This is a genomic window from Stenotrophomonas sp. 14P6.2.3 (assembly GCF_057799055.1).
The window spans coordinates 48,699-72,084 of sequence record NZ_JBYOLA010000009.1 but is presented as its reverse complement, the minus strand read 5'-3'; the positions used below and the strand labels follow the sequence as shown (position 1 = coordinate 72,084).

Genomic DNA, 23,386 nt, shown 5'->3' with positions numbered 1-23,386 from the left:
GGCCGACCAGCGCGACGGCTTTTGCATTCCGCGACCAACCAACCCACCCACGAGGGGCTGCGCCGTTGGCTGGAAATCCCTCCATTCGTTAGACGGAAGTTAAAGATCCGTAAGCATTCTGCTGCTATCCCGCAGTCATCTGCATGCAACCGATCGTCATTAGTCTTCGTGACGTTCCAGTCAGCTTGGTCGCGGTAAGCTCTACCCCGATGGGCTCGCAAGTACCGCTCATCGTGTGCAGTACGCAGTAGCAATTTGGAGGAAGACATCACATGGCAATCGTTCTTTATGTCGGTGGTAGCAAGGATGGCGAGAAGGGCGTGGTGCCCTACGGCTTCAGCAAATCCCGCGCCGATACCGCGCTGGGGCCGGAGTTCTACACGGAGCGGTTCATGGAACTGCAGGGTGTCGGCAAGGTCCGCCTGATGGCGCTTGAGAGCCTGCGTGACGACATCGTCATGCAGCGTGCCGCCCGCCACTACCGCTGACCTTCGCAATACGCGGCAGGACGCGCCCCACCATCGCGCGTCCGCGCCGGCATCCCAGCCCCAGGGCCAGTCCGAGCCCCACTTGCCAGGATGCCGGCGTCCGATCCGGACCCGCCGCCTGAACCGCCGTTCTGTCAACGCCTTGTCCCTGCCGCCCGCGCATTGCAAGAATGGGCCTTTCCCGCAATGCGGCCCAGGCCGGAAACAATGCACGACGCCAAGCACGCCCAGCGCCAGCTCGCCCAGCAGATCGCCCAGACCATCGCCGATGAGATCGGTGCCCAGACCGCCCAGGTCAGCGCCGCCGTCGGCCTGCTCGATGAAGGCGCCAGCGTTCCGTTCATCGCCCGCTACCGCAAGGAAGTCACCGGCGGCCTGGACGATACCCAGCTGCGCAACCTGGAAACCCGCCTGACCTACCTGCGCGAGCTGGAAGACCGCCGTGCGGCGGTGCTGGCCAGCATCGGCGAACAGGGCAAGCTCAGCGATGAGCTGCGCAACGAGATCCTCGCTGCCGACACCAAGAGCCGGCTGGAAGACCTGTACCTGCCGTACAAGCCCAAGCGCCGTACCCGCGCGCAGATCGCCCGCGAAGCCGGACTGGAGCCGTTGGCCGACGGCCTGCTGGGCGATCCGACGCGGGACCCGCAGGTCTTTGCTGCCACGTTCGTGGATGCCGACAAGGGCGTGGCCGATACCAAGGCCGCGCTGGAAGGTGCCCGCGCGATCCTGATGGAGCGCTGGGGCGAGGACGCCACGCTGGTGGGTGAACTGCGCAGCTGGTTGAGCGAGCAGGGGGTGATCCGTGCCCGCGTTGCCGAGGGCAAGGAAACCGAGGGCGCCAAGTACCGCGATTACTTCGAACACGCCGAGTCGCTGGCGAAGATCCCCTCGCACCGGTTGCTGGCGTTGTTCCGCGCGCGCCGCGAGGAGATCCTGTTCCTGGAACTGGACCCGGGCAAGGATGCCGAGGCGGGGCATCAGTACGCTGAAGGGCGCGTGGCGCACAACGCTGGCATTCGCGATGCGGGGCGCCCCGGTGATCGCTGGCTGCTCGATGCCTGCCGCCTGACCTGGCGGGCCAAGCTGCACATGCACCTGCTGCTGGACCTGTTCAACCAGGCCCGCGAGAAAGCCGAGGCCGAAGCCATCGCCGTGTTCGGCGACAATCTCAAGGATCTGCTGCTGGCCGCGCCGGCCGGCCCGAAAAGTGTGCTGGGCCTGGACCCGGGCATCCGCACCGGCTGCAAGATCGCCGTGGTGGACGCCACCGGCAAGCTGGTCGCCACCGATACCATCTACCCGCACGAACCCCGCCGGCAGTGGGAGCAGTCGCTGCAGACGATCAAGCAGCTGTGCACCAGGCACAACGTACAGCTGATCGCGATCGGCAACGGCACCGCCAGCCGCGAGACCGACAAGCTGGCCGGTGAAGCCATCAAGGCGCTGGGTGACAACGCACCGCAGAAAATCGTGGTCAGCGAAGCCGGGGCTTCGGTGTACTCGGCGTCGGAAACGGCGGCCAAGGAGTTCCCGGACCTGGACGTGTCGATCCGTGGCGCGGTATCGATCGCGCGTCGCCTGCAGGACCCGCTGGCCGAGCTGGTGAAGATCGAGCCGAAGGCGATCGGTGTCGGGCAGTACCAGCACGACGTGGATCAGTACCGTCTGGCGCGTGCGCTGGATGCGCGCGTGGAGGACTGCGTGAACGCTGTCGGCGTGTACGTCAACACGGCGTCGGCGGCACTGTTGTCGCGCGTGTCGGGCCTGTCGTCGACGGTGGCCGAGAACATCGTGCGCCACCGCGATGACAACGGTCCGTTCAAGCGTCGCAAGGACTTGTTGAAGGTGTCGCGCTTGGGCGAGAAGACGTTCGAGCAATGTGCGGGCTTCCTGCGTATCGCCGATGGTGATCAGCCGCTGGATGCATCGTCGGTGCATCCGGAAGCCTACCCGGTGGTCGAGCGGATCGTGGCCAGCACCGGGCGCCCGATCAAGGCGCTGATCGGCGACGGTAGTTTCCTGCGCGGGTTGAAGGCCGAGCAGTTCACCGACGAAACGTTTGGTGTGCCGACCGTGCGCGACATCCTCAAGGAACTGGAAAAGCCCGGCCGTGATCCGCGCCCGGAGTTCAAGGCGGCTCGTTTCGCCGATGGCGTCGAGGACATCAAGGACCTGCGCGAGGGCATGGTGCTGGAGGGTGTGGTGAGCAACGTGGCCGCGTTCGGTGCGTTCGTCGATATCGGCGTGCACCAGGATGGCCTGATCCACATCTCGGCGCTGTCCGATACCTACGTGAAAGACCCGCGCGACGTGGTCAAGGCCGGCGACATCGTCAAGGTGAAGGTGCTGGAGGTGGATGTGCCGCGCAAACGCATCGCCCTGACCCGTCGCCTGGATGACACGCCTGGCCAGGCCACCAGCCGCCCGGGCAGCCGTGACGAACGCAGCCAGGGGCAGGCCCCGCGTCGCGACGCGGGCACCCCCGGGCAGGGGCGTGGTGGCCAGGGGCGCAACCCGGGCAATGGCGGACGCCCGGCACCGGCCGCGCCGCCAGCCAACAATGCCCTGGCCGAGGCGTTCGCCAGGGCCAAGCGCAGCTGAGTCTGCCGTCCCCCTCCCGGCACGGCCGGGTGGGGGACTTGTCGATGTTCCCCGGCAATGCGCACACTTGCGCTGGAAAGGGGGCTTGGGGCCCCGCTGTCGCTGGGGAGGCCATGCCGTCAGCACCATCCGCCTTGTTCCGTGACCGCTGTGGCGCCTCGCCACGGCCTGCGGGCAGCTGCGTCTGCAGGGGAGGCGGCTGATGGCCGATCAGGGCAGCAGCGGCAACGCACTGCTGGAGCGCCGGCTGCAGGAACTGGCCGAAGAGCGCCGTCGCCTGGCGATGATCATCGAGGGCACCGCGGCCGGCACCTGGGAATGGAACGTCCAGAGCGGACAGATGCGGGTCAACGAACGCTGGGCCGAGATCGTCGGCTACCGGTTGGACGAGCTGGAGCCGATCTGCCAGAAGACGTTCATCGCGCTGGTGCATCCGGATGATCTGGCGCTGTCCGATGCGGCTCTGCAGGACCACTTCGATGGCCGCACCGACCACTATGTCTGCCTGTTGCGGATGCGCCACAGGAATGGCGAATGGATCTGGATTCACGACCGCGGACGGGTGTTCGAGTGGGACGGGCAGGGCAGGCCGCTATGGATGGCCGGTGCCCATGCCGACGTCACCGAACTGCAGCGGGCGCGCCAGGACGCGGCCGAAATGCGCCAGCGCCTGCAGGCAGTGGTGGATGCATCCGACGAAGTGGCGGTGATCGCCACCGACACCGACGGCACCATCACCCTGTTCAACACGGGTGCGCAGCGGCTGCTCGGCTACACCGCTGCTGAAGTAGTGGGTGGGCGCCGGCTGGACGCCTTCCACGACCCGGTTGAACTGCAGGCGTGGCTGCGACCGCTGGCGACCGCTGACGGACAGGTTCCCGGGGTGTTCGAGGCACTTAGTGCCCGCGCCGACGGCCAGACGTATTCGCGGCAGTGGACGCTGCTGCGCAAGGATGGCCAGCGTCGCCAAGTGCGCCTGTCGATCAGCCGCATGGATGGCGCCGATGGCGAGCGCATCGGCTATGTCGGCATGGCCATCGACATCACTGAAATCCTGCAGGCCCGCGCCGAGGCACGTCTTGCGGCGGACAAGTTCGCCGGTGCGTTCACCTCGGCGGCACTGGGCATGGCACTGGTGTCGCTGGAAGGTCGCTGGCTGGATGTCAACGATGCGCTGTGCCGCATTCTTGGCTACCCGCGCGAGGAGCTGCTGCAGGTCGATTTCCAGCGGTTGACCCATCCGGCCGATCTGCAGACCGACCTGGCCCTGGTGCAGGATCTGCTGGCGGGGCGACGCACCCACTATCACCTTGAAAAGCGCTACGTGGGACGTGATGGCAACACCATATGGGCGCGGCTGTCGGTATCGCTGGTACGCAATGAGCGCGGCGAACCGCTGCATTTCGTGTCGCAGATCCAGGATGTCAGCGCGCAGCGCAGCAGCGAGCAGCGCCTGTTCGAAAGCGAACAGCGCAGCCGCATCACCCTCGATGCCGTCGCCGACCTGGTGCTCAGCGTTGCATTGGATGGCCGCATCGAATATGCAAACGCGGCTGCCGTGCGAATGCTTGCCGGCGATGGCGCACTGTCACTGGCCGGGCATCTCGTGCAGGACGTGCTTTCGTTGACCACCGAATACGCACCGCAATCGCAGCTCGACGTCAGCGTACTGTTGGATCCGGAAAGCAATGCCGTGGACCTGCACGCCGATCTGCTGCTGCGGATGGGGGCGGCGACAGTACCGGTGGACCTCACCCGGGCCTGGTTGCGTGACGACGAAGGGCATGTGCGCGGCGCCGTGTGGGTGTTGCGCGATGATACGCAGCAGCGTGCACGCGAACGCGAGGCGAGACACCTGGCGGAGATGGACCCGCTGACCGAACTGGGTAACCGCCGCGGCTTCGAAGTGCACCTGCAGCAGGCGATCACACGGGTCGAGCGGACGGGCCAGGCGGCTTCGCTGATGTATATCGACCTGGACCGGTTCAAGCCGGTCAACGATACCTTTGGGCACCTGGCCGGCGACGCAGTGCTGTGGGCCGTGGCCAGCGTGCTGCGTCATGGTGTACGCGATTCGGATGTGGTGGCGCGCCTGGGCGGTGACGAATTCGCGGTGATCCTGTCCGGGTGCAGCCCGCGGCGCGCGGCGCGCATCGGTGGTGAACTGCTGCACACCCTGTCCAGCCTGTCCATTCCGTGGGACCAGCATCAGCTGCGGATCGGCGCCAGCATCGGCATCGCGCCGCTTGCTGCCGGCATGAGCGTGGACCAGGCCGTCGCGGCCGCCGATGCCCAGTGCTACCGGGCCAAGGCGATGGGCCGCAACAACGTGCAGGTGCAGGGCGAAACCAGTGAACTGCCCGGCGGCTCGCCGGCGGACGGCAGCGACCTCGGCGACGGCTGATCTCAACCTGTGAGAGGGGCGCGGCGAATACTGCGCCAACGCCCACATCCTCAGGTGATCAAATGAACTTCTGCGACTCGGCGGCGATGCGCGCCTTTGCTCCTGCTCTGGTCGGTTGGTGCCTGACCTCGGCTGCCTGCCTGCGGCTGGAGCAGCTGCGCGATGACCTGCGCGCGCAGGCTGTTCTGCCCATTCTGCAGGGCGGAGCATTGGTGTTGCTGGTAGTGACGCTGGCCTGTATATGTGTGGCCAGCATCGTTCTGTGGAAAGCGGGCAGGGACGAGGCGCCTATGGCTTCTGCCCCCTTGCCCGTGCTTCAGGGGAATGAGCAGAGATCGCCCGACGGCATGGATGTATTGCCGATCGACTGAATGCCTGCAGTACCTCCCTTTGCATTGATGCCGTTGCAGTTGCCCACGCCCATGCGTCGATTGAGAATAAATCGGTTCGAGCGGAACGTTGCGGTGGCGCCGCCGGAAGTTTCAAACACCGCACCACCATAGTTCGCGCCGTTGACGTAGTTGTTGTCGGCGAGGAATCGGTGTGACCCTTGCACGACGTCGATACCCCATTCTCCTGGCCGTTCAATCACCGAGTTCTTGACGGTGCAGTCGACACAGTTCACTAGATAGATGGCGCTGGCCCCCGAATCGATGACCCGTGCGCCGTCAATCATGACGTTGCTGGAGTTGTATATGGCCATCTCACCATCGCCGCCTGGACCATCCTTGCGGCCTGTGAGCTGTCCGTAAAGGATCGTGACGTCGCGGGAGTCGGTGATCCATAGATTGGGATCCGCCGTCGCATTGCCGGCAATGCCGTTTCCACGCATGAACGTATCCCAGATCTCCACGCCATTGCCTCCAACCACACCGGCGCTGATCTGGAAGCCGACGATATCCAGACTCCAGATGATGACGCGGTCCTGGTGGTAGGCCAGCACGCCGAAGTTTCCGCCTGCCCCGGTCGTCAGCGTGAAGTTGTGCAGCATTGTGTTGCTGCCGAGGCCTATGGCCTTCTGTGGTGCACCGTAGGCTGAGACCACCACCTCGGCCATGGTGGCTCCAAGTCCTTCAATGGTGGTCCCGGCAGGAATCTCCAGAGGCGCCGGGCCGGCGACGTACTGGCCTGGCCTGAGGCAGATCTTCTTGCCTGGCGCGCTGGCGACCGCGCCAGCAAGGTCGCCGCCGTTGTCGAGAGTGAGGTCACAAGCAGCGGCCTGCAGCGCCGCGGCCAAGCCGAATGCCGCGAATGCGGCAGGGATCCATTTCTTCATAACGGCTCCTTCCAGTGGACAGTCCCATCCACGATATCGCACCCAGCGTTTCCTCTGTCAACGCAGCACTTCGTCCGAGCTGACCAGCTGCACGTCGTGCATCATGTTGAGGTAGGCCTCGTAATAGCCCTTGTGTGAGGCACCAACGATCGCCAGCAGGCGCGTTCCCGGCTGCTGGCCCAGCACTTCGCGGATGTTGGCGACCATGCGCAGGTTGCGGGTTTCCCAGTAGCCCACATAGTTGCGACCAAAGCCCTGGGAGGAGGGCTCGACCAGCGCCGCGCCGAAGTCCGCCTGGTAGGCCTGCAAGCCGACGTCGGGGCGGTTGTAGGCACGGTACAGGTCCAGTACGCCACCGACCTTGTCGACATTTGCATACAGCGGCTCGTCGGCGTCGCGCCGTGCGTTTGCGTGCGGATTGTCCCAGGCCTTCATGATCGCTTCGCGTGCTGCCTTCTCGTCCTCGGGTGGGGTGGGCGAATCGGCGGTGTGGTCGTCCACTGCCCACAGGCGTTCCAGCCCCAGGCGGGCAGCGAGGACTGCCGCCACAAGGTTGGTTTCATTGCGGCGGGTCAGGCTCTTGTCGAGAATCGCGACCAGCGCAGCATCCAGGCCGTCGCCGGCGATCCGGTCCTGCACAGGCAGGCGCAGCCATTGCACCTGCGCCGATCCGCGCTCGCCAGCGGCCAGGAACACCGCGGCCAGGTGCCTACGCTGCGCTGCTGTCGGGCTTGCCGGCCATGCCGACAGCAGGCGTCCCATCTCGGCGTTCGCGCTGGGCACGTCGAGGCCGGTGGCGACGCGGGCCTCATCGGTGTCGTAGCAGTAGGTTTCAACGCTTTCGGCATAGCGGCTGGGATTGCGACGCATGAAGTCGCACTGCAGGCCGGACAGGTTTTCGGTGGCAATCGCCTGCGGGCGCCAACGTGCCAGGCGCTGCAGCAAGGGCTCCAGCATGGCCGGCTCGAAGGTCTTTGGCAGTTCCGACAGATGTGCTGTCCCAAGCACCAGTACTTCGTTGTGGCGACCGGCAGGTGGTCCCTTCAGCTGGTCGGGATGAAAGCTGGGACGGAACCCCGCGTCGCTGGCCAATGCGCCGGCACTGCACAGGCTGAGGATGATGATGGCGTTCAAGCGTCGAAGCATGCTGCCTCCCAGGAAAAATCCAGTCAGTGGGCACATGCTCGCCGGCAGCGCGCCGGCAAGGGATGTCCCGATGGTCATTGCAACCTTCTGCGTGCCTGTCGCATCCCCTTTCCGTCGGCGCTGGTCCAGAATGGTGGCTGGAAGACTTCCGGAAGCGCGTCATGGATGAAATCGCCCCCATCGTAGCCGCAGGTGCCGTGCTTGGTGCACTGGCTGGCTGGATCGGTCCGGGCAGATGGCGGTGGCAGCTGTTGCGGCTGGCACCGTTGCTGCTGGTGCCGTTCGCGTTGTACATCCTCGCCACCCGCAACTGGTTCCTGGGTGGTGGCGGGCCACTGGTGGGACCTTCCCTGCTGGTCGTCTGCGGCAGTCTGGGCTACCTGCCGGCGGTGCTGGCAACGATGCTGCTGCGCTGGGTTCTGCGGCGCGCTGCCGACCAGGGGCTGGCCCCCTAAAGTTGTTGGCCGCCGCGCCGATACCTTCTCTGGAGCCCGCTGCTGGCTCCCGCTGCCGGACCCGAGGCTGCCTCCGATGGGCGGCCCGTGCCGTGTGCTCCGCCGCTGTTTGATGACGATCGCAGCTGCCGTACTGTTTCTGCCAGTCGCTCGAGTGACGCCTTCCGGCGTCTGCAGTCCCAGGCAATCGAAGTTGCCGCCGGGCATCCCGCCCGGCGGGTCGCAACCGCTACCCGGACACCGAGGATCAGACGATGCTTATTTCAGGCTCCATGGAAGGTGCTCAGGCGCCGGCCGAAGTGCTCACCCGTTGGTCTCCCCTGCGCGCGCTGCAGGGGGTGTTGGGCAGGCAGCGCCGCGCCACGGAGGTGGCCGAACAGCATCGGCGACACGTCGAGCTTGAGGCCCAGGTTGCTGCACTGCATCGGGTGCAGGCGGTCATCGAGTTCGCGCTCGACGGCACCATCCTGCAGGCCAATGACAACTTCCTGCAGGCAGTGGGATATCGCCTGGATGAGATCCAGGGCAGGCATCACTCCCTGTTCGTCGATCCTGAGGACGCGCGCAGTACCGGATACCGCGACTTCTGGGCGCGACTCGGCCGCGGTGAATTCGATGCAGGACAGTACCGGCGCTTCGGCAAGGGTGGGCGTGAGATCTGGATCCAGGCCTCCTACAACCCGGTGCTTGACCAGCACGGGCGACCATACAAGGTTGTCAAGTTCGCGACTGACATCACGGCGCAGAAGCAGCAGGCAGCCGAGTCGGCGGGGCAGCTGGCCGCCATCGATAAATCGCAGGCAGTCATCGAGTTCAGCATGGATGGCCGCATCCTCACGGCCAATGCCAACTTCCTGGCCGCCACCGGCTATACGCTGGAAGAAGTACGCGGCCAGCATCATTCGCTGTTCGTCGAGCCCGACTACCGGGCCAGTGTCGAGTATCGCCGGTTCTGGGAAAAGCTCGGCTCTGGCGAGTACGACGCAGGCCAGTACCGGCGGCTGGGCAAAGGCGGCCGCGAAGTGTGGATCCAGGCGTCGTACAACCCGATCCTCGACGCGGGCGGGCGGCCGTTCAAGGTCGTCAAGTACGCCACCGACATCACCGCGCAGGTGCATGAGAGCCAGGCCATGCAGCGTGCCGTGGCGCAGACGCGCGAGGTGGTGGCGTCGGCAAAGGAGGGCGACCTGACCCGGAGCATCGCCATGGCCGACAAGAGCGGCCCGATCGCCGAACTGTGCGGCGGCGTCAACGCGCTGGTCGAAGCAATGGCCGGAATCATCGGCCAGATCAAGTTCGCCGCGGACACCATTGCGGTGGGTGCGAGCGAAATCGCCGAAGGCAACAACGACCTGTCCCAGCGCACCGAGCAGCAGGCGGCGTCGCTGGAAGAGACCGCAGTGTCGATGAAGGGGCTGGCCGAGACCGTGCAGCGCACTGCGACCAACGCACGCCAGGCCAGCCAACTGGCGGGCGGCGCCGCCGATGTGGCCGCACGCGGCGGCCAGGTGGTACATGAAGTGGTCTCGACGATGGCGGTGATCAACGCCTCTTCGCGTCGCATCGTCGACATCATTGGCGTGATCGATGGCATTGCGTTCCAGACCAACATCCTGGCATTGAACGCGGCCGTGGAAGCGGCGCGTGCCGGTGAGCATGGTCGTGGTTTCGCCGTGGTCGCCACCGAAATCCGCGAGCTCTCGCAGCGCTCGGCGGGTGCAGCGAAGGAAATCAAGCAGCTGATCGATGCGTCGGTTGCCAACGTCGGCGCCGGAACGGCGCAGGTCGAGAGCGCAGGGCGGACCATGGACGAGATCGTGGTCGACGTGCGTCGGGTCAGTGACCTGATGACCGAGATCAGCGCCGCTGCGCAACAGCAGAGTGACGACATCCAGCAGATGAACCACGCAGTGGATCTGATCGACCAGGGCACGCAGCAGAATGCGGCGCTGGTGGAAGAGGCCTCAGCGGCCGCGCGCAGCATGGAGGAGCAGTCCTCGCAGCTGTTGCAGACGGTGGCAGGGTTCCGTGTGCACGCGGGCTCTGGTGCAGGGCATGGACATGGCGTGCATGCGCCGGCGCTGCGGGTGGTGTAGCGCGCAGGACCGCGCCGGCCTATGGGGCGGCGCGGCCTTCGCCCTGGCCGCCATGCAGCTGCGGGTGAGTGTGCGCATACATCCAGAAATCGCGCGGTTGCCCACGGACATGGCGATACGACTGCAGCAATCCCTCGCGTTGCATGCCTGCGCGTTCGAGCACGGCAATGGATCGCAGATTGCTGTCGAGTACGGTGGCCTGGATGCGCACGCAACCCAGTGCGGTATGCGCCCAGGCGATGACCGCGCGCGCCGCACCGGTCGCCAGCCCGCGTCCCTGCTGGTCAGGGGACAGGTCGTAGGCCAGTTCGGCGCGGTGGTGCTCGATGTCGATGTCGTTGAGGCCGACGGTGCCGAGCAGTTGGTCGCCGCTGTCGAGGATCGCCCAGCGGCGGCATCGCGTGCTGCGCGCATGGTCGACGATCTGCCGCTGCAGAGCCTCTACAGAGACATCGCCCCAGCTGGTGTGCTCGATCACGCCCGGCAGCGACAGGTAGTTCGACCAGGCGACAGCGTCCTGCGGGACCAGTTCGCGCAGGTGGGCCTGGAGCGCTGAGGGAAGGATTGGACTGGAGTGTGTTGCCATCGCTCGAGTGTCGGCGGCGTCGGTCGGGCAGGGCAAGACCGGAAACGACAAAGGCCAGGTCGTGGACCTGGCCTTTGATCGTGGTGCCGGTGAAAGGACTCGAACCTTCATGGGGTCACCCCCGGCTGATTTTGAGTCAGCTGCGTATACCATTCCGCCACACCGGCAGCAGCGGGCTAGTGTACCCGAGCTCGGCGGGTGTTCATAGAGGTGCGGGCGAACGGGGCCGAAATGGCGTTGAATTGTCGGTATCAGCTGGCTGCTGGCTATACTGGCAAGGCTTAACAGGCACAGGAGCGATAGCGCTATGTCAGCGTTGCAGGACCTGCGGGTGCTGGTAGTCGAAAACGATGAAATGAGTGCAGCCCTGCTGCAGATGCAGCTGGTGCAGTCCGGCGCTCTGGTCGTCGGCCTGGCCGCGTCCGTTGCCGAGGCGCTGCGCTTGCTGGAAGAGGCCGCCCCTGATGTGGCCCTGCTGGATTACCGCTTGGCCCACAACGAGACCAGCGAACCGGTTGCTGCGGCGCTGGCTGCGCGCGGCGTGCCGTTCGTGCTCGCCACCGGCATGGCCGCTGAACAACTGCCGGTCGCGATGCAATCCGGCGTGCTGCTGATCAAGCCCTACCTGTCGGCGGAACTCTCCAAGGCCTTGGTTCGCGCCGTTGGGCGTTCCAGCGCCAACGCCTGACCCAGCCGCTCAAGCGGCTTCTTCGTAGACGTAACGGATGTCCTCGCGGTCGTCGAGGATGGCGTACTGTGCAGCCAGGTTGTCCGGATCCGGGTTGAGCCATGCGTCCAGATGCTCGGCGCGGATCGGCAGTACACCCCGGTCATGGCCGGCAGCGGCGACATCGATTGATGGTGCATCGGTGATGGTGGCGAAAGACAGCAGGCGTCCTTCCGGACCGTCCCATTCGGCCCACAGGCAGGCCAGCAGCAGGTCGCGCGGCGGGTCGGGGCGGAATTCCAGCACTGCGTCCTGTGCCTTCTCGTCATTGTGCAAGGTGCGGCCGGCAATGGCGTGGCGAGGTACGTGTTCGTAGAAGGCCTGTACCACCACCACGCCATGGCGCAGTCCGAAGGCCCCGCGCCAATAGCCTTCCAGGCTGTCCCGTCGCGCATTGTAGGTGCCCGGGTAGAGCACATCGCTGCGCGCAGGCTTGTCCGGCAGCCGGCATTGATAGCGCATGGGTTTGATCACGCGCCGGCCATTCTCGCTGACCATCACCGGTGCATAGGTACCGGGGAAAATACGATTGTCACGTGGCAGCAGCTGTTCCCGATGCAGGTCGTCCAGCCGTGCCTGCGCGCGGTCGATGCGGTTGCCGGCAACGCGCAGGTCATTGCGCGCCTTCTGCGTGGGTCGGGTGGCCAGGGTCGCATTGGCGATGTCGCGACGTTCAAGCTGCCGTTCCAGTTCGGCCTGCAGCTGCTGCCGCTCCTGTGCATGCCATTGCTGGATCTTCGCCACGATGTCGCGGCCTAGTTCGGTACGCGCACCTGCAAATCCGTCGTCCATGGCTTTTGGCGTCTTCGGCCGTTTCTTGCCGGGATCATGCGCATAGAGTTCGGCGAATTCCTCCAGGGAGAGGACGGCGCCGAACTCGCGCACCAGCTTGGCGTAGTCGGCGCGGATCAGGGCGGAATAGCACATGGGACTCTGCCGGAAGATGGGTCGCAGCGGCTGCGACGTGGATGCGGCAGGATAGCCCGACCTTCCAGGAGACGTTGCATGAATGATCCACAGACGATCCAGTTCCGCGAGGCGGTGCCGACGGTCGAGGACTACTGCCAGCTGCGCGCATTGGCCGGCCTCAGCGCAAAGACGCATGAGGCGGCGACGCGGGCATTGCCCAACACCGTCTTCGGCGTCTGTGCCTACCAGGGCAGCGAGCTGGTAGCGATGGGCCGGATCATCGGCGATGGCGGTTGCCATCTGCAGGTCTGCGATATCGCCGTGCTGCCTCGTCTGCAGGGTCAGGGTCTGGGCAAGGCGGTGATGCAGCGTCTGAGCGACTGGATGCAGGGCAACCTGCCGCCGTCGGCGTACGTGAGTCTGTTGGCCGATGGCGAAGCGCATCGGCTGTATGCGCAGTTTGGCTTTGCGCCGACCGCGCCAGCCTCGATCGGCATGTATCGCCGGTTCTGAGGTGCGGTCACCGCGGAATCGCAGGCAAAGAAAAACCCCGGCCGAAGCCGGGGTTTCAAAGATTGGCGTCCCCACGGGGATTCGAACCCCGGTCGCCACCGTGAAAGGGTGATGTCCTAGGCCTCTAGACGATGGGGACGCACGAAAAACTTCAAGTTGTAGAACTTTCGACGGCCTAATGCCGAAAGTGGTGGAGCCAAGCGGGATCGAACCGCTGACCTCCTGCATGCCATGCAGGCGCTCTCCCAGCTGAGCTATGGCCCCATGAAACTTCGGATTCCTGCTGGGAGCAGGGTCCTTTTTGAAACTGGCGTCCCCACGGGGATTCGAACCCCGGTCGCCACCGTGAAAGGGTGATGTCCTAGGCCTCTAGACGATGGGGACGCACGAAAAACTTCAAGTTGTAGAACTCTCGACGGCCTAATGTCGAAAGTGGTGGAGCCAAGCGGGATCGAACCGCTGACCTCCTGCATGCCATGCAGGCGCTCTCCCAGCTGAGCTATGGCCCCGTGTTACCGAGCCGCCTATCATACCTGCCTGTTCACATTTGTGGAAGCTTTTTTTGAAGCTTTTTCATCGAACCGTTCATTGCCACAAGGGCAGGGAGCGTTCCGACGCCACAACCTGAATGCCGGTGGGCGGTGAACAAAAAAGACCCGGTTATCGGCCGGGTCCTCGTTGTTCATGATGAGTGGCGTCCCCACGGGGATTCGAACCCCGGTCGCCACCGTGAAAGGGTGATGTCCTAGGCCTCTAGACGATGGGGACGCAGATCTCATCAATGTTCTTTGCGACCTTTCGACGGCCTAATGCCGAAAGTATGGTGGAGCCAAGCGGGATCGAACCGCTGACCTCCTGCATGCCATGCAGGCGCTCTCCCAGCTGAGCTATGGCCCCACGTCGCTGAGGAGCGAAATAATAGCTGTGCCCCCGGGGGTTGGCAAGCGCTTTGTTGCACTTTTCTTCACGTAGCGCGCGCGGTGGCGCAGCTGCGTTTTCTGCATGCGGGCAGCACATGTGTCGATGCAGAAGCGAAGGGTTCAGCGGTCTTCCCCGGTCAGCGCTGCCAGGATCGGGCACTGGTCGAGGGCGCCATGTCCAGGGCAGGCATCGACCAGCTGGGAGAGCGCGCCATGCATGCGCTGCAGCTCTGCCATCCGCAGTTCGATGTCCTGCAGGCGTATTCGTGCGGTGTCACGCACGCTGCCCATGTCCTGCGGAGGATGGTCGCTGAGGGAAAGCAGTTCACCGATCTCATCGAGACTGAAGCCCAACGCCTTTGCCCGGCGGATGAAGCGCAGGCGTCGCAGGTCCTGCTCGCCGAAGATGCGGTAGCCACCTGCCGAGCGCGCTGCGGTGGGCAGAAGCTGCTGACGTTCGTAGTAGCGGACGGTATCGATGGGAACGCCGGCCTGACGTGCCAACTGACCAATGTTCACGGCGGACTCCTTGGGACCTGCCGTGCATAGTCATCCCTGGACTCTGGTCAAGAGTCAAGGCTTTGCCCGCGCCGCCTATTCAGCACACTTTGCAACTTTCTTCATATCCCCCAAGGCAAAGCAGTTCCTACCCTGCGCCTGAACCGGCCGCTCGACGGCCTGAACCGGAAGAGGAGGTGGGGAGTGGAGGGAATCAGGAACGAGGGATTCGTCGAGGTTGCGGTGGTTGAATACCCCGGAGGCGACCCGTCGGCTGCATCGGTGCTTGCCGAAATGGCACACGTCGCCAATCGTCTGGCACAGCAGCAGCGGCGGCCCTGCAAGCGGGTGCTGGTGACCCGCTGGATCGTGCCCGCCAGCAATACCGGCGTGCATCGCATCGCCGGTGCCGAGATGCTGGACGCGGCAATTCCTGCGGTGATCGCCTTGCCGGGGCAGGTCAGTTCCAGCACGTCGGTGCGTGCCGAGGACGTCCTGCTGGATTGGTTGCGGGCCCACTACGACGGCGGCAGCCTGCTGGCCGCCGCAGGTGACGGGGTGAGTGTGCTGGCGCGGGCCGGTCTGCTGACCGGGCGTACGGTGTCCGGTCCTGACCTCAACCGCCATCCGGCGCTGCAGGTGCAGGTCGGCAGCTGGGCGCCCAGTGAGCGAGCACTCGTCGATGACGGCGATCTGCTCACCGTGGGCGGTGCCCAGGCCTGGCGCTTTCTTGGCTTGCGCCTGCTGTACCGGCTGCATGGCCAGGGCGTGGCCAGCGCGGTGGCACAGCAGTTGGGCATAGTGGTACCAGTTGGCATCCAGCAGGATCTCGAGCGATTCAGTGCCAATTTCGCTCATGGCGACCGGGACGTGCTGAAGGCACAGCGCTGGTTGCATACCACGGCTGCACGTGGGGCCACGCTGGGGGCGATCTGTGAGATCTCGGGATTGGAGCCGCGTACCCTGCAGCGTCGTTTCCTGAAGGCGACCGGGCTGCGGCCCATCGAGTATTGCCAGCGGCTGCGCGTGGCGAAGGCGCAGACGTTGCTGCAGCAGGGCGCCAGCATCGATGAAGTTGCCTGGGGTGTGGGTTACGCCGATCAGAGCGCGTTCCGCCGGCTGTTCCTGCGCATTGTCGGCATGACGCCCGCCAACTATCGTCGCCACGTCAGCAGCAAACGCCGCGATCGTCCGCTGACGCCTGCTGTGGCCGGCAGCCTGCGGGGGCTGCGCGCCTCGCCGGGCACGCAGCTGGGTCGCAGCGCCGCTTGATGAACAAGGTTCAATGCGTCGTGCTTGCATCGCGGGCTCGACGCTTTGACCATGCGGGTCTGTGCAGGCAAGAGCGGGTGAGCTGATGTCGAGTGTTGGGCCGGTGCCGATGCCGGTGGTGTTGATCCTGATCTTCCTGCTGCTGGCGATGGCTATTGCGCGGATCTGGTCGCGTGGTGAGCCTGGTCAGGTTCGGCCGCCCGCAGCGGGGATGGTGCTGGACATGTTGCTGGTTGGCCTGCTGTGTGGCCGGCTGTCGTTTGTCGCAGCGCATTTCAGCCTCTATCGTGAAGCTCCCTGGAGCGTGCTGCAGATTGCCGATGGCGGGTACCACCTTCCCGTTGTTGTTGGCGCTGGATTTGCCTGGGCGCTGTGGCGGCTGCGCAGGCAGCGCCCGTTGCGGGCGCCGGTGCTGGCAGGTGCGCTGGTTGGGTTGCTGTTGTGGGGCGGGGCAAGCCAGGGGCTCGCGTACTGGCAGGCAAAGCAGATGCCACTGCCCACGCTGCAGGTGGTCGACCTGCAGGGCAGGGCGATTGAACTGCAGACGTTTCATGGCAAGCCTCTGGTACTGAACCTGTGGGCCAGCTGGTGTGGCCCGTGCCGCCGGGAGATGCCGGTGCTGGCGACGGCGCAGCAGAAACATGCCGATATCCAGTTCGTCTTCCTCAACCAGGGCGAGACCCTTGTGGAGGTCCAGACCTTTCTTGCTGCTGAACACCTCTCGCTGGGCAACGTCCTGCTGGATGAGGCTTCGGCTGCGTCGACCACGCTGGACGTCCGGGCTTTCCCTTCCACGCTCTTCTTCGATGCGCAGGGGAGGTTGCAGGAACTGCATCTCGGCGAACTGACCCAGGCCGGTCTTGAACACAAACTGCGCCGGCTGCGGTAGCCTGCGCTGGCATCCCACTACGGAGTTTCCATGTTGTCGATTTCCCCGCGCATCGCGCATACGCTGATGCTGCCGGCCATGCTGGCGCTGGCTGCCTGCAGCCAGGCACAGACCCCGACGGGCAAGGATGCCGCTGCACCGGCAACGGCTTCGGCATCGGCGGCCGCCAAGAAGGGCGAGTTGCCGGCTGTCCTGAAGGGCATCGAGAAGCATGGCTTCGAGGTGGTCTCCGAATTCGACGCGCCTGGCGGCCTGCGTGGCTTTGCCGGCATGGTTGGCGGCCAGCAGCCGGCGGCGGCTTACGTGACCGCCGATGGCAAGCACGTGCTGGTGGGCAGCCTGTTCGACGCCGAGGGCAACGAAGTTGCAGCCGAGACGCTGGAGAAGCTGGTTGCCGCGCCGATGTCGGCCAAGATGTGGAGCAAGCTTGAAACCAGTGCCTGGGTACGCGATGGCAAGGCTGATGCGCCGCGCGTGGTGTACACCTTCAGTGATGCCAACTGCCCTTACTGCCACAAATTCTGGGAGGCTGCACGCCCCTGGGTGGACGCAGGAAAGGTGCAGTTGCGCCACATCATGGTCGGCGTGATCCGTGAGGACAGCCCGGCCAAGGCGGCGGCGATCATGGCCGCACGCGATCCGAGTGCGGCACTGCTGGAGAACGAGCACCAGTTCGATCGTGGTGGCATCAAGCCGCTGCCCAACATCAGCCGGGAGATCGCAGCCAAGCTGGATGCCAACCAGGTGCTGATGGTGGAGATGGGCTTCCAGGGCACGCCGGGCATCCTGTTCCAGGATGCACAGGGCCAGGTGCAGCGACGTGCTGGCCTTCCGCAGGGCAACGATCTGCAGGCGGTACTCGGCCCGCGCTGAGGCACCTCGACATGCTGTTTTGAGCAACAGGCCCGCACGGCAACGTGTGGGCCTGTTGCTTTCTGCGACAGTCCCGGCGATGAGGGCTGCGCACGTCACGAACAGATGTCACGTCTGAATCGTGACTGACATCAAGCATTTCGCTTTGATCCCAATCAAGGCCAAAAACGACAATCGAACTAGCCTTGGCGCATGGAATACAGCGTCACTGCGCTATGGATGTCGCACACGTCATGCCCTGCAGAGGGCGTGCGCGCAATGCCATTCACGACATTCTCACCCAGCGCTTGTTACCCAGTCCGCTGCGGTCGCCACCCCTTCGGCAGCACTGCTGCAGTGGGAACGACTCCGGCGCAGTGTTGGCAATCGGGACAGTGTCATTGCCCTGTTGCCTGCAACGTGCAGGCTGGCAACGGTCGTCCACGCAGTACCCGCATTTCCAGCAACGGCTCGTTGAGGTCGGGGCCGCGCACGCGCGCTGCACGGCCGGGCAGCGGGAGTTACAGTCCAGGGAGGATGCAATGCGCTTGGCGGTACTGAGTCTGGGGTGTCTGGCGGCGATGGCCGCGATGCCGTTGCATGCACAGGATGATGCGCAGGCATTGCGTCGGGAGATCGACGCGATGCGGCAGACGCTGCAGGGTATGCAGCAGCGTCTGGACCAGCTTGAACGACGCGAAGAGCATGCAGCTGCGGCTCCCGTTGCAGCGTCGTCGCCGATTCCCGCTGCAGCGCAGGCGACCATGAATGTGCCAATCACCAGCGGCATCCTGCACCCTACCCAAGTGCCTGGCGTGGCGCCTCCTGTGCTGCCACAGCGTGAATCGGTGGCCGATCCTTCAACGGCAGCCTCGCGTCCAGACAGCGCCGCCGGCCCCACCGATCCGGATCTGAAAGGCTTCTTTGCCATTCCCGGCACCGACACCGTGATCCGCATTGGCGGCTATGCCAAGCTCGATGCGATTGCGGATTCGCGCGGGGCGGGCGACGAGGATCAGTTCATTCCCTCGTCGATGCCGGTGGGCGGCAATCATCGCGACGTCTCGAACTTCAACATCCACGCCAAGCAGACGCGTTTCAGCTTCGAGGCGCGGCGTCCAACCACGCACGGCAACCTGCGCTTCTATCTGGAGAATGATTTCTTCGGCAGCAGCGATGGCTATGAATTCCGCCTGCGCCATGCCTACGGCCAGCTGGGCAATACCTACGCAGGCTATGGCTATTCCAGTTTCATGGATCCGGACAGCCTGCCCGACACGCTGGATTTTGCTGGCCCCGGCGGCGCCGGCTACCTGCTGGTGGCTGGTATCCATCACAGCTTTGCGCTGGGCAAGGGCATCACCCTGACGCTGGCCGCCGAAGACCCGGACACCGAGCTGGCTGGCGCCAGCGATGCGATGGCGGCGGTCAATCGACTGCCGGATGTGAGTGCCATCGCGCGCATGGAGCGCGATTGGGGCCATCTGCAACTGGGCGTCGTGGCGCGCAATCTGGCCTACGACGGCGATACCCGTCGTGACCGCGTCTTTGCCGGTGGCGCGCAGCTCAGTGGCTCGGCCTCGGTGGGGGAACGCGATCTGCTGCTGTTCGGCGCGCTGGGCGGTCGCGGCCTGAGCCGCTACACCGCCGATCTCACCGGCTCCGGCCTGGATGCCGTGGTGGACGCCGATGGACGCATCGATGCGCTGGACCTGCACGGTGGCTTCGTCGGCTACACCCATTACTGGTCGGATCTGTGGCGCTCGAACCTGATCTACGGCCAGCTGACCCTGGAGCGCAATGCGGCGCTGCCGACCGATGCATTCCGGCAAAGCCGCTACGGCGTGTTCAACCTGATCTGGAGCCCGGCTCCGTCGTGGACGATGGGCATGGAGCTGCTGTACGGCCGTCTGCAGCAGCAGGGCGGAGCGCGCGGCGACACGGTCCGGGTGCAGGGCAGCCTGCAATACAACTTCATCAAGTAGGCGCCAGCGGCAGCACGCCAGCGTAGCCATTCCCCACGCCCGGGTTCACCGGGCCCATGCCAGGTACAGGAGATTGTCATGGCAGAAGCAAAGAAAATCGGGGTGGTCGGAGCCACCTTCCTCGTCGCCGGCAACATGATGGGCTCAGGCGTGTTCCTGCTGCCCTCCAGTCTGGCCAAGATCGGTACCGCCTCGATATGGGGCTGGCTGATCACCACGGCCGGTGCGCTGCTGCTGGCCTTCGTGTTCGCCAAGCTCGGCAAGCTGGCGCCCAAGGCGGGCGGCCCGTATGCGTATGCGCGCGATTGGTTCGGCCCCTACATGGGCTTCCAGACCAACACCATCTACTGGTTCGCCAACTGGATCGGCAACGTTGCCATTCCCATCGCGGCGGTGGGCTACTTCAGCTATTTCTTCCCGATCCTGTCCGAGCCGTTGGTGCGCTGCATCGCGGTGCTGATCCTGGTGTGGGCGCTGAGCTTTGCCAACATGATCGGCCCGGCATTCGTCAGCCGCGTGCAGACGGTCACTACCAGCTTCGCGCTGGTGCCGATCCTGGGCATCGCCATCTTCGGCTGGTTCTTCTTCGATGCCGACATCTTCAAGGGTGCGTACAACGTGTCCGGCGTATCGAACTTCGGCGCGATCTCCAGTGCTGCGGCATTGACCCTGTGGGCGTTCATCGGCGTGGAGTCGGCATCGGTGACCGCCGGTGTGGTCGAGAACCCGGAGAAGAACGTGGCCCGCGCCACCCTGGCCGGTGTGTTTCTGGCCGCCATCGCCTACATCGCCAGCTCGTCGGTGATCATGGGCATGGTGCCCAACGGTGAACTGCAGACCTCCGATGCACCGTTCGCACTGGCAGCGGCCAAGGCCGTCGGTGGCTGGGGTGGTGCGCTGGTCAGCCTGTGTGCCTTCGTCGGCGCCGCCGGTTCGCTGGGCGGCTGGATCCTGCTGACCGCGCAGAGCGCCAAGGCGGCCTCCGATGATGGCTTGTTCCCGAGCATCTTCAGCAAGACCAACAAGGACGACGTACCTGTCAAGGGCGTGCTGATCGTGGCCGTGCTGATGACCTTGGCGGTGCTGGTGACCTCCACCTCGAAGACGGCCTCGGCCCAGTTCGATGTGATCACCTCGGCGGCGGTGGTGTTGACGCTGCTGCCATACATCTACTCGTGCGTGGCCTGCTATTTCGTGGTGGAGCGTTCGCACACGCTGGTGCACACCGGTGCGTTCTGGACCTTGACCAGCCTGACGGTCGTGTACTGCCTGTGGGCGATCTATGGCTCGTCGGGAACGATCGTGCAGTACGCCTTCCTGTTCGTGCTGTTCATCACTGTGTTCTATCCCTTCTTCAGCGAGGAGCGTCGCCAGCAGCGGCAGCGTTCCCGCGAGGCGGCGGCGATTTCGGCCGGCGCGCAGCGTTCCTGAGTTAGACAAGGAGAATCAACGTGTATTTCAAGTCCCTGGATTATCCGGTCATCGTCATTGATGGTGACTACGATTCGCCGCGCATCGGCGGCATCCTCATCCGCGCGCTGGTGGAAGAACTGCGCAGCAATGACCAGCGCGTGCTGTGCGGCCTGAACCTGGATGACGCCCGTGCCGGTGCCCGTACCTACGTGGCCGCTTCGGCGGTGCTGATCTCGATCGACGGCAGCGAGGAGGTCGATGGCGAGTTCCAGCGCCTGACCGCCTTCCTGCGCGAACAGAGTGCGCGCCGCGCCAATCTTCCGGTGTTCCTGTATGGCGAACGACGCACCATCGAGAAGGTGCCGAGCAAGCTGCTCAAGTACATCCACGGCTTCATCTTCCTGTTCGAAGATACCAAGAGCTTCATCTCGCGGCAGGTGATGCGAGCAGCCGAAGACTACATGCAGAACCTGCTGCCGCCGTTCTTCAAGGCGCTGATCCATCACGCCGCCGAGTCGAACTATTCCTGGCATACGCCGGGCCATGCCGGTGGTGTGGCCTTCACCAAGTCACCGGTCGGGCGCGCCTTCCACCAGTTCTATGGTGAGAACACGCTGCGCAGCGATCTGTCGATTTCAGTGCCGGAACTGGGCTCGCTGCTGGACCACACCGGCCCGATCAAGGACGCCGAGAACGAGGCAGCACGCAACTTCGGTGCCGACCACACCTTCTTCGTCACCAACGGTACGTCGACGGCCAACAAGATCGTGTGGCACGGCACCGTGGCCCGCGGCGACGTGGTGTTCGTTGACCGGAACTGCCACAAGTCGCTGCTGCATTCGTTGATCATGACCGGCGCGGTGCCGGTGTATTTCACGCCCAGCCGCAATGCACACGGCATCATCGGCCCGATCAGCCTGGACCAGTTCACTCCGGAAGCACTGCAGCAGCGCATCGCCGCCAATCCGCTGGCCAGCCAGGCCTACCAGGCCGGCTCCAAGCCGCGTATCGCGGTGGTGACCAACTCGACCTACGACGGCCTGTGCTACAACGCCGAGAAGATCGCTGAGGAGATCGGCAGCGCGGTCGACTTCCTGCATTTCGACGAGGCCTGGTATGCCTATGCCGCATTCCATCCGTTCTATGAAAATCACTACGGCATGGCCAAGGGCAAGCCGCGCGAGCAGGATGCGATCATCTTCACCACGCATTCGACCCACAAGCTGCTGGCGGCGTTCTCGCAGGCCTCGATGATCCATGTACGCAACTCGGCCAGCCGCGACCTGGATGCCGAGCGCTTCAACGAAGCGTTCATGATGCATACCTCGACCAGCCCGCACTACGGGGTGATCGCCGCGTGTGATGTGGCCTCGAAGATGATGGAGGGCGATGCCGGTCGTTCGCTGGTGCAGGAAATGCATGACGAAGCGATCGCTTTCCGCCGTGCGATGCTGCACGTACGCGACGATCTGGGCCGCGATGACTGGTGGTTCAGCGTGTGGCAACCGACGAAGGTCGAGCGCAGCCTGGACAAGGGCGATACGCCGGCGCCGCTGGTGGCCAAGCGCGAGGAATGGTACCTGCAGCCCGATGCGCATTGGCACGGGTTCGAGAACCTGGTCGATGACTATGTGCTGATCGATCCGATCAAGGTGACCCTGCTGACGCCGGGCCTGTCGATGGACGGCAGCATGGGCAAGCTGGGCATCCCGGCTGCAGTGCTGAGCAAGTTCCTGTGGGGCCGCGGCATCACCGTGGAGAAGACCAACCTGTACTCGGTGCTGTTCCTGTTCTCGATGGGCATCACCAAGGGCAAGTGGAGCACGCTGGTTACCGAACTGATGGCGTTCAAGGAGCTGTACGACCGCAACGCGCCGCTGACCCAGGCGCTGCCGTCGCTGGCTGCCGACTACCCCCATGCCTATGCCGGCTGGGGCCTGCGTGACCTGTGTGACGCGTTGCATGCGTTCAACCAGGAGTTCGCGGTGGCCAAGGTGATGCGCGAGATGTACGTGGACCTGCCGACACCGGTGATGACCCCGGCCGATGCCTACAACCACCTGGTGAAGGGCGAGATCGAGCGGGTCGACATCGAGCAGGTCAGCGGCCGTATCGCTGCGACGATGCTGGTGCCGTACCCGCCGGGCATCCCGACCATCATGCCGGGCGAGCGCTTCGGCGACCGCGACGAGCCGATCATCCAGTCGCTGCGCATCGCCCGCGAGCAGAACGCGCGCTTCCCGGGCTTCGAGTCGGACGTGCATGGCCTTATCATCGAGCGCGATGGCGACGTGCCGTCCTACAAGGTGGAGGTGCTGAAGGCCTGAGCCGGTACGGTCGGCCCTTCGGCGAA

Annotated in this window: 19 protein-coding genes and 7 tRNA genes; 14 read left to right on the top strand and 12 right to left on the bottom strand. The window is 64.8% G+C overall.

What is annotated here, in order from left to right; translation table 11 throughout:
• The first annotated feature begins 272 nt into the window (after positions 1-272).
• The 4 genes from AC27VL_RS09445 (at position 273) to AC27VL_RS09430 (ending at position 5,867) form a co-directional block, all read left to right on the top strand.
• A complete protein-coding gene (locus AC27VL_RS09445) occupies positions 273-488 on the top strand; it encodes a hypothetical protein (RefSeq protein WP_025879252.1) in 216 nt (71 codons plus the stop codon).
• A gap of 207 nt (positions 489-695) precedes the next feature.
• Positions 696-3,092 (top strand): Tex family protein, encoded by a 2,397-nt coding sequence (locus AC27VL_RS09440; RefSeq protein WP_100552858.1) that lies wholly within the window; start codon positions 696-698, stop codon positions 3,090-3,092.
• Between the two features lie 202 nt (positions 3,093-3,294).
• Positions 3,295-5,496, top strand: coding sequence for a PAS domain S-box protein (locus AC27VL_RS09435; RefSeq protein WP_100552857.1), 2,202 nt, complete (start codon positions 3,295-3,297; stop codon positions 5,494-5,496).
• A gap of 62 nt (positions 5,497-5,558) precedes the next feature.
• Entirely contained in the window at positions 5,559-5,867 is a 309-nt protein-coding gene (locus AC27VL_RS09430) for a hypothetical protein (RefSeq protein WP_223880108.1), read from the top strand.
• On the opposite strand, the gene AC27VL_RS09425 is transcribed toward AC27VL_RS09430, so the two are convergent.
• Positions 5,813-6,772 (bottom strand): right-handed parallel beta-helix repeat-containing protein, encoded by a 960-nt coding sequence (locus AC27VL_RS09425; RefSeq protein WP_100552856.1) that lies wholly within the window; start codon positions 6,770-6,772, stop codon positions 5,813-5,815. The genes AC27VL_RS09430 and AC27VL_RS09425 overlap by 55 nt on opposite strands.
• Before the next feature lie 57 nt (positions 6,773-6,829).
• Positions 6,830-7,918 (bottom strand): DUF5694 domain-containing protein, encoded by a 1,089-nt coding sequence (locus AC27VL_RS09420; protein WP_100552855.1) that lies wholly within the window; start codon positions 7,916-7,918, stop codon positions 6,830-6,832.
• A 161-nt stretch (positions 7,919-8,079) separates the two neighbouring features.
• Between AC27VL_RS09420 and AC27VL_RS09415 the strand changes: the two genes are divergently transcribed.
• Together AC27VL_RS09415 and AC27VL_RS09410 are read left to right on the top strand one after the other, a co-directional pair.
• Positions 8,080-8,373, top strand: coding sequence for a hypothetical protein (locus AC27VL_RS09415; RefSeq protein ID WP_100552854.1), 294 nt, complete (start codon positions 8,080-8,082; stop codon positions 8,371-8,373).
• Between the two features lie 254 nt (positions 8,374-8,627).
• On the top strand, positions 8,628-10,469 hold the full coding sequence (locus tag AC27VL_RS09410; RefSeq protein WP_100552853.1) for a methyl-accepting chemotaxis protein: 1,842 nt from the start codon (positions 8,628-8,630) through the stop codon (positions 10,467-10,469).
• A gap of 19 nt (positions 10,470-10,488) precedes the next feature.
• Here AC27VL_RS09410 and AC27VL_RS09405 read toward each other — a convergent pair whose 3' ends face one another.
• Both AC27VL_RS09405 and AC27VL_RS09400 read right to left on the bottom strand, forming a co-directional pair.
• Positions 10,489-11,055: a GNAT family N-acetyltransferase gene (locus AC27VL_RS09405; RefSeq protein WP_100552852.1), complete on the bottom strand. Its 567-nt coding sequence runs from the start codon at positions 11,053-11,055 to the stop codon at positions 10,489-10,491.
• A gap of 81 nt (positions 11,056-11,136) precedes the next feature.
• A tRNA-Leu gene (locus AC27VL_RS09400) sits at positions 11,137-11,222 on the bottom strand.
• A 140-nt stretch (positions 11,223-11,362) separates the two neighbouring features.
• Between AC27VL_RS09400 and AC27VL_RS09395 the strand changes: the two genes are divergently transcribed.
• Entirely contained in the window at positions 11,363-11,743 is a 381-nt protein-coding gene (locus AC27VL_RS09395; RefSeq protein ID WP_100460341.1) for a response regulator, read from the top strand.
• A 9-nt stretch (positions 11,744-11,752) separates the two neighbouring features.
• On the opposite strand, the gene AC27VL_RS09390 is transcribed toward AC27VL_RS09395, so the two are convergent.
• Positions 11,753-12,709, bottom strand: coding sequence for an SOS response-associated peptidase family protein (locus AC27VL_RS09390; protein ID WP_165780989.1), 957 nt, complete (start codon positions 12,707-12,709; stop codon positions 11,753-11,755).
• A gap of 78 nt (positions 12,710-12,787) precedes the next feature.
• Here AC27VL_RS09390 and AC27VL_RS09385 point away from each other — a divergent pair, with 78 nt between their 5' ends.
• Positions 12,788-13,204: a GNAT family N-acetyltransferase gene (locus tag AC27VL_RS09385; protein WP_100552850.1), complete on the top strand. Its 417-nt coding sequence runs from the start codon at positions 12,788-12,790 to the stop codon at positions 13,202-13,204.
• A 63-nt stretch (positions 13,205-13,267) separates the two neighbouring features.
• Here AC27VL_RS09385 and AC27VL_RS09380 read toward each other — a convergent pair.
• From AC27VL_RS09380 to AC27VL_RS09350, 7 genes are all read right to left on the bottom strand, one after another.
• A tRNA-Glu gene (locus AC27VL_RS09380) sits at positions 13,268-13,343 on the bottom strand.
• 49 nt (positions 13,344-13,392) lie between these two features.
• Positions 13,393-13,468: transfer RNA gene (locus AC27VL_RS09375), tRNA-Ala, on the bottom strand.
• 44 nt (positions 13,469-13,512) lie between these two features.
• Positions 13,513-13,588 (bottom strand) — tRNA-Glu (locus tag AC27VL_RS09370).
• A 49-nt stretch (positions 13,589-13,637) separates the two neighbouring features.
• Positions 13,638-13,713: transfer RNA gene (locus AC27VL_RS09365), tRNA-Ala, on the bottom strand.
• 183 nt (positions 13,714-13,896) lie between these two features.
• Positions 13,897-13,972: transfer RNA gene (locus tag AC27VL_RS09360), tRNA-Glu, on the bottom strand.
• Positions 13,973-14,025: 53 nt separating this feature from the next.
• Positions 14,026-14,101: transfer RNA gene (locus AC27VL_RS09355), tRNA-Ala, on the bottom strand.
• Positions 14,102-14,244: 143 nt separating this feature from the next.
• The gene (locus AC27VL_RS09350; protein WP_089235984.1) at positions 14,245-14,643 is read right to left on the bottom strand and encodes a MerR family transcriptional regulator; all 399 of its coding nucleotides are present in this window, start codon (positions 14,641-14,643) and stop codon (positions 14,245-14,247) included.
• A 183-nt stretch (positions 14,644-14,826) separates the two neighbouring features.
• On the opposite strand from AC27VL_RS09350, the gene AC27VL_RS09345 reads away from it, so the two are divergent.
• The 6 genes from AC27VL_RS09345 to AC27VL_RS09320 all read left to right on the top strand — a co-directional run bounded on the left by AC27VL_RS09345 (position 14,827) and on the right by AC27VL_RS09320 (position 23,360).
• Positions 14,827-15,894: a GlxA family transcriptional regulator gene (locus AC27VL_RS09345; RefSeq protein ID WP_180167383.1), complete on the top strand. Its 1,068-nt coding sequence runs from the start codon at positions 14,827-14,829 to the stop codon at positions 15,892-15,894.
• Between the two features lie 85 nt (positions 15,895-15,979).
• Positions 15,980-16,783 (top strand): redoxin family protein, encoded by an 804-nt coding sequence (locus AC27VL_RS09340; protein WP_346559693.1) that lies wholly within the window; start codon positions 15,980-15,982, stop codon positions 16,781-16,783.
• A 30-nt stretch (positions 16,784-16,813) separates the two neighbouring features.
• Complete coding sequence (dsbG, locus tag AC27VL_RS09335; RefSeq protein ID WP_100460336.1) at positions 16,814-17,656, top strand: thiol:disulfide interchange protein DsbG; 843 nt, start codon at positions 16,814-16,816, stop codon at positions 17,654-17,656.
• Between the two features lie 521 nt (positions 17,657-18,177).
• Positions 18,178-19,620 (top strand): DcaP family trimeric outer membrane transporter, encoded by a 1,443-nt coding sequence (locus AC27VL_RS09330; protein WP_488766112.1) that lies wholly within the window; start codon positions 18,178-18,180, stop codon positions 19,618-19,620.
• A 78-nt stretch (positions 19,621-19,698) separates the two neighbouring features.
• Complete coding sequence (gene adiC, locus AC27VL_RS09325; protein ID WP_488766111.1) at positions 19,699-21,051, top strand: arginine/agmatine antiporter; 1,353 nt, start codon at positions 19,699-19,701, stop codon at positions 21,049-21,051.
• Between the two features lie 20 nt (positions 21,052-21,071).
• Positions 21,072-23,360, top strand: a complete 2,289-nt coding sequence (locus AC27VL_RS09320; RefSeq protein ID WP_488766110.1) for an Orn/Lys/Arg family decarboxylase — start codon at positions 21,072-21,074, stop codon at positions 23,358-23,360.
• Positions 23,361-23,386: the final 26 nt, after the last annotated feature.

What these genes read in the sequence shown, in the direction of transcription:
- AC27VL_RS09445 (WP_025879252.1), top strand. Translation starts at nt 273, where the DNA reads ATGGCAATCGTTCTTTATGTCGGTGGTAGCAAGGATGGCGAGAAGGGC.
- AC27VL_RS09440 (WP_100552858.1), top strand. Translation starts at nt 696, where the DNA reads ATGCACGACGCCAAGCACGCCCAGCGCCAGCTCGCCCAGCAGATCGCC.
- AC27VL_RS09435 (WP_100552857.1), top strand. Translation starts at nt 3,295, where the DNA reads ATGGCCGATCAGGGCAGCAGCGGCAACGCACTGCTGGAGCGCCGGCTG.
- AC27VL_RS09430 (WP_223880108.1), top strand. Translation starts at nt 5,559, where the DNA reads ATGAACTTCTGCGACTCGGCGGCGATGCGCGCCTTTGCTCCTGCTCTG.
- AC27VL_RS09425 (WP_100552856.1), bottom strand. Translation starts at nt 6,772, where the DNA reads ATGAAGAAATGGATCCCTGCCGCATTCGCGGCATTCGGCTTGGCCGCG.
- AC27VL_RS09420 (WP_100552855.1), bottom strand. Translation starts at nt 7,918, where the DNA reads ATGCTTCGACGCTTGAACGCCATCATCATCCTCAGCCTGTGCAGTGCC.
- AC27VL_RS09415 (WP_100552854.1), top strand. Translation starts at nt 8,080, where the DNA reads ATGGATGAAATCGCCCCCATCGTAGCCGCAGGTGCCGTGCTTGGTGCA.
- AC27VL_RS09410 (WP_100552853.1), top strand. Translation starts at nt 8,628, where the DNA reads ATGCTTATTTCAGGCTCCATGGAAGGTGCTCAGGCGCCGGCCGAAGTG.
- AC27VL_RS09405 (WP_100552852.1), bottom strand. Translation starts at nt 11,055, where the DNA reads ATGGCAACACACTCCAGTCCAATCCTTCCCTCAGCGCTCCAGGCCCAC.
- AC27VL_RS09395 (WP_100460341.1), top strand. Translation starts at nt 11,363, where the DNA reads ATGTCAGCGTTGCAGGACCTGCGGGTGCTGGTAGTCGAAAACGATGAA.
- AC27VL_RS09390 (WP_165780989.1), bottom strand. Translation starts at nt 12,709, where the DNA reads ATGTGCTATTCCGCCCTGATCCGCGCCGACTACGCCAAGCTGGTGCGC.
- AC27VL_RS09385 (WP_100552850.1), top strand. Translation starts at nt 12,788, where the DNA reads ATGAATGATCCACAGACGATCCAGTTCCGCGAGGCGGTGCCGACGGTC.
- AC27VL_RS09340 (WP_346559693.1), top strand. Translation starts at nt 15,980, where the DNA reads ATGTCGAGTGTTGGGCCGGTGCCGATGCCGGTGGTGTTGATCCTGATC.
- dsbG (WP_100460336.1), top strand. Translation starts at nt 16,814, where the DNA reads ATGTTGTCGATTTCCCCGCGCATCGCGCATACGCTGATGCTGCCGGCC.
- AC27VL_RS09330 (WP_488766112.1), top strand. Translation starts at nt 18,178, where the DNA reads ATGCGCTTGGCGGTACTGAGTCTGGGGTGTCTGGCGGCGATGGCCGCG.
- adiC (WP_488766111.1), top strand. Translation starts at nt 19,699, where the DNA reads ATGGCAGAAGCAAAGAAAATCGGGGTGGTCGGAGCCACCTTCCTCGTC.